The sequence below is a fragment of the Halopseudomonas pertucinogena genome, assembly GCF_014646575.1.
GTDB lineage: Bacteria > Pseudomonadota > Gammaproteobacteria > Pseudomonadales > Pseudomonadaceae > Halopseudomonas > Halopseudomonas pertucinogena.
Window position 1 is genome coordinate 1 of the sequence record NZ_BMNN01000012.1, and the last position, 3,712, is coordinate 3,712.

General features: G+C 59.8%; 4 protein-coding genes and 3 tRNA genes. All 7 read right to left on the bottom strand.

The genetic code is table 11. From position 1 onward, the window contains the following. Positions 1–416: GTP-binding protein (locus IEW63_RS14420; protein WP_188637332.1), on the bottom strand; the 416-nt coding region annotated here is incomplete at its 3' end. Positions 417–502: 86 nt separating this feature from the next. After that, positions 503–578, bottom strand: a tRNA-Thr gene (locus IEW63_RS14425). 22 nt (positions 579–600) lie between these two features. Next, positions 601–674, bottom strand: a tRNA-Gly gene (locus tag IEW63_RS14430). 28 nt (positions 675–702) lie between these two features. After that, positions 703–787, bottom strand: a tRNA-Tyr gene (locus IEW63_RS14435). A gap of 136 nt (positions 788–923) precedes the next feature. After that, entirely contained in the window at positions 924–1,613 is a 690-nt protein-coding gene (locus IEW63_RS14440) for a hypothetical protein (RefSeq protein WP_188637333.1), read from the bottom strand. Then, positions 1,610–2,362, bottom strand: coding sequence for a type III pantothenate kinase (locus IEW63_RS14445; protein ID WP_188637334.1), 753 nt, complete (start codon positions 2,360–2,362; stop codon positions 1,610–1,612). The genes IEW63_RS14440 and IEW63_RS14445 overlap by 4 nt, the downstream gene beginning before the upstream one ends. After that, on the bottom strand, positions 2,359–3,330 hold the full coding sequence (locus tag IEW63_RS14450; protein ID WP_188637335.1) for a biotin--[acetyl-CoA-carboxylase] ligase: 972 nt from the start codon (positions 3,328–3,330) through the stop codon (positions 2,359–2,361). The genes IEW63_RS14445 and IEW63_RS14450 overlap by 4 nt, the downstream gene beginning before the upstream one ends. Between the last annotated feature and the right edge of the window lie 382 nt (positions 3,331–3,712).

Below are 3,712 nucleotides of genomic sequence, written 5' to 3' on the forward strand. Positions count from 1 at the left end.
TTGTTCAGGAACACGACGATGTAGGGAACGCCAACCTGACGGGACAGCAGGATGTGCTCGCGGGTCTGCGGCATGGGGCCGTCAGCAGCGGAGCAGACCAGGATCGCGCCGTCCATCTGGGCAGCACCGGTGATCATGTTCTTCACATAGTCAGCGTGACCGGGGCAGTCAACGTGCGCGTAGTGGCGGGTCGGGGAATCATACTCAACGTGGGAGGTGTTGATGGTGATACCACGGGCCTTCTCTTCCGGCGCGTTGTCGATCTGGTCGTAGCCCTTGGAAGAGCCACTGCCGCCGAATACTTCGGCGCAAACGCGGGTCAGAGCAGCGGTCAGAGTGGTCTTGCCATGGTCAACGTGACCGATGGTGCCCACGTTCAGGTGCGGTTTACTGCGTTCGAACTTCTCTTTAGCCATCTCGAGAGATCCCCTGTGCTGAATGCAATGCGCGAGTCACGCGACCATTAAAATAAAGGCAGATATTTGCATATCTGCCTTATTACTGGAGCTCATGAGCGGAATTGAACCGCTGACCTCACCCTTACCAAGGGTGTGCTCTACCAGCTGAGCTACATGAGCGTACATCGTTGCACTACCGGACTGGAGCGGGTAGCGGGAATCGAACCCGCACCATCAGCTTGGAAGGCTGAGGTTCTACCGTTGAACTATACCCGCCAAACGCTGCTGCCCGGTAACACTAATCTGGTGGAGGGGGAAGGATTTGAACCTTCGAAGGCTAAGCCGTCAGATTTACAGTCTGATCCCTTTGACCGCTCGGGAACCCCTCCGTAAAAGAGGCGCCATTTTCATCACTTGGCGCTGCTCTGTCAACACTTTTCTTAGAAAAAACCGCAACTTGAAATGTGCTGATCACTTTCTGCCCTTATGCCGACAATTCAGTCCGGGTGGAAAGCGGTCGCCATTCTAGGGGATACCGGCGCCGTTGGCAACGCCTGAGCAGGGTTGATATTGGTGTTGCAGCGCCGGAAAGTCTACGCGCAGACGGCTGAGCATGGCCTGATCCACCAGCCGCCTCGCCTTGCTGTCCACCTCCACCACATATTGCTGCTCGGTCTTGCTCAGCGCGTGCAGGTCCACCTCATGCCCCAGCTCCCGCAACTGCTCGCGGCGCAGCTGTGCGTACTCCTCCCGAGCGAACAGGCCCAGCGACAACTGCCCTGCCAGCTCACCCCGCGATATCAGGAAGCCGTCCACCCCCTGCTCCTGCAACGCGGAAAGCTGCAGCACGGCGTGCCGCTCTCCTCCCACCACCGGCATGACCAGCCAGTAATCGGTGCCGACCACGACCTCACGTGTTTTCAGCTCCGCTGCCACACCCAGCACGAGGAGCCGCTGGCGCAGCTTCTCCGCCTCCACGGCGCTGCCGAAGCGTCCCAGCGTGACACACAGCGCAGAGGCCACCGCTGGAACCTCCGACGCTTGCGGGGCGCCTTCCCGGCCTTCGACCTGCCCGCGCGACTCTATACTGGAGAGCGACTCCACCCCCGCAATCGGCGCGTGGAGACCTTCCTCCGGCGTCGGTGTGACCACCTGCAGCTGCCACAGCGCATAGAGGATATTCAGCAACAGCAGGGTCAGGAAAACGTATTTCATTCATCCCGCTCCATGGGGCAGGCCAGCGCCAGGCCACGGAAGACCAGGTCAGGCACTACTCGTACACCTTCGGGCATCAGCGGCACAACTGCCTGGGCGTCGCCACCGGTGAGTATCACTGCCGGGTCATCCCCCAGCAGTCGCCTGGCGACACGCAGCTGCTCCTGGACAAAGCCGGACAGCATCAGCCCACAACCGCATTCCACCGCCTCGGCAGTGTTCATGCCGGGACTGGGGTCAACAAGATCCCAGGCGGCCTTGTCTTCATAGCGAATCAGCCGGGTGTGCTGCAACAGCGCAGAGCGCAGGAGCTTGCTGCCCGGAGCGATGAACCCACCGAGGTGGCGGCCCTCATCATCAACCAGATCACTGGTCACCGCGGTGCCGAGATCGATGACTATGCAGGCCCGCCCGGCCAGCGCGTAGCCTGCCACCAGAGCCAGCCATCGATCCATGCCCAGTCGTTGATAGTCCGTGTAGCCATTGCGGACACCATTCAGCGTCCTTGCAGGAAGTGCAACCAGCGGCCGTCGCTTAAGCCAGCTGGTAAGCTGATCCACGATCAGCTGCGTTTCATCCGCGGATCGTACACTGACCAGCCGGCATCCATGGATTTCACGCTCCTGACCACCCAGCAGCTGTTGGAGTTCGACCAGGTCGGGCGCCATGTCCCCATCGCGGATACGCCCTCCACGGTCCATCAGTCGCCATTTGATGAGTGTGTTGCCGCAGTCGAGCTCGAGAATCATCGTTCCAGCCTCAGACTCACTTCGCCGCCATGCAGCGACACCTCGCCACTGTCCGTCTCTAGTCGCAGCGCACCACGGGCATCCACTCCCAGGGCGCGCCCCTGTTGTCGGGTAGTCCCGGCCTCCACCACTACCTGCAATCCCTGCCAGCCATGACGCCGCTGCCAGGCAGGAACAAAGGGGGAGAAGCCCTCCTGCCGGAATACCTCAAGGGAGTCCAGAAGACGTTGAATGAAACGCGCCACCAGCAGGTTCCGATCCAGCACGCCTGCCTGTCGTGAAAGCAGTAACGAAGTCCAGGGCTGCTCTATCGCATCTTCGGGTCGCTCCATCAGGACGTTGACACCAATCCCGACGATAGCCACACATTCGGATGTCAGATCACCGGCTATTTCCACCAGTATCCCGGCCAGCTTGCGACCGTCGAGCAGAACATCGTTCGGCCATTTGAGCGTACACCCGGAAAAGCCGCCGCCTTCCAGGGTCTCGACCAACACGAGACCCACCAGCAGACTGAGGCCTTCCAGCTTCTGAGCTCCCTCAGAGAAAGGCAGCGCGATGGAGAGATAGATATTCTGGGCATAGGGACTGGCCCACTGTCGCCCCCGTCGCCCCTTGCCGGCGCTTTGCTGCTCCGCCAGGCAGACCTTGATTCCGGACTCCGCTACGGCACCTACAGAGCGCATCAGCTCGATATTTGTGGAATCAACCGAATCCAGCAACTGCCAGCGGATGGTGGCATCGGCCGCCGGAGCGAGGTGGGCGCGAATCACGTCAAGATCAAGCAGGGAGGCCTCCGGCGGCACGCGATAACCACGCCCCCTCACGCGCTGAATGGGGTAGCCACCGTCTTCCAGACGCTTCAGCGCTTTCCAGACAGCCGCCCGGCTGACACCAAGTGCACGGCCCAGCTCTTCACCTGAGTGGAACTGCCCATCGGACATCATCTTGAGAAGTGCAGCTAACATGGCGCCTGACCATCAAAAAGGAACTGCGCATGATAGCGCCGAAGGCCGGGTTTATGAATGGGAGATGCAAACGTAGTTGAAGAAACATGGGCAAGCGCCCAAGAAAAAACCCCGATCTGTTTCCAGATCGGGGTTTTTATTGGATGCTTGACGATGATTCCAATGCTCTATGGTCGTCAAGCAATTCGGTTGCTGTGCGGGGTTGAGTCCACACGGCGAAAGGGGGGAAAAGTGATAGCTGACTGGCTTGTAATCTCTGTGCTGTTCCTGACTGTCGCTTCTCATGGCAGACCACGACCCGGATTGCTTGGGTGTTATATGGTCAAGCCACACGGGCAATTAGTACTGGTTAGCTCAACGCCTCACAGCGCTTACACACCCA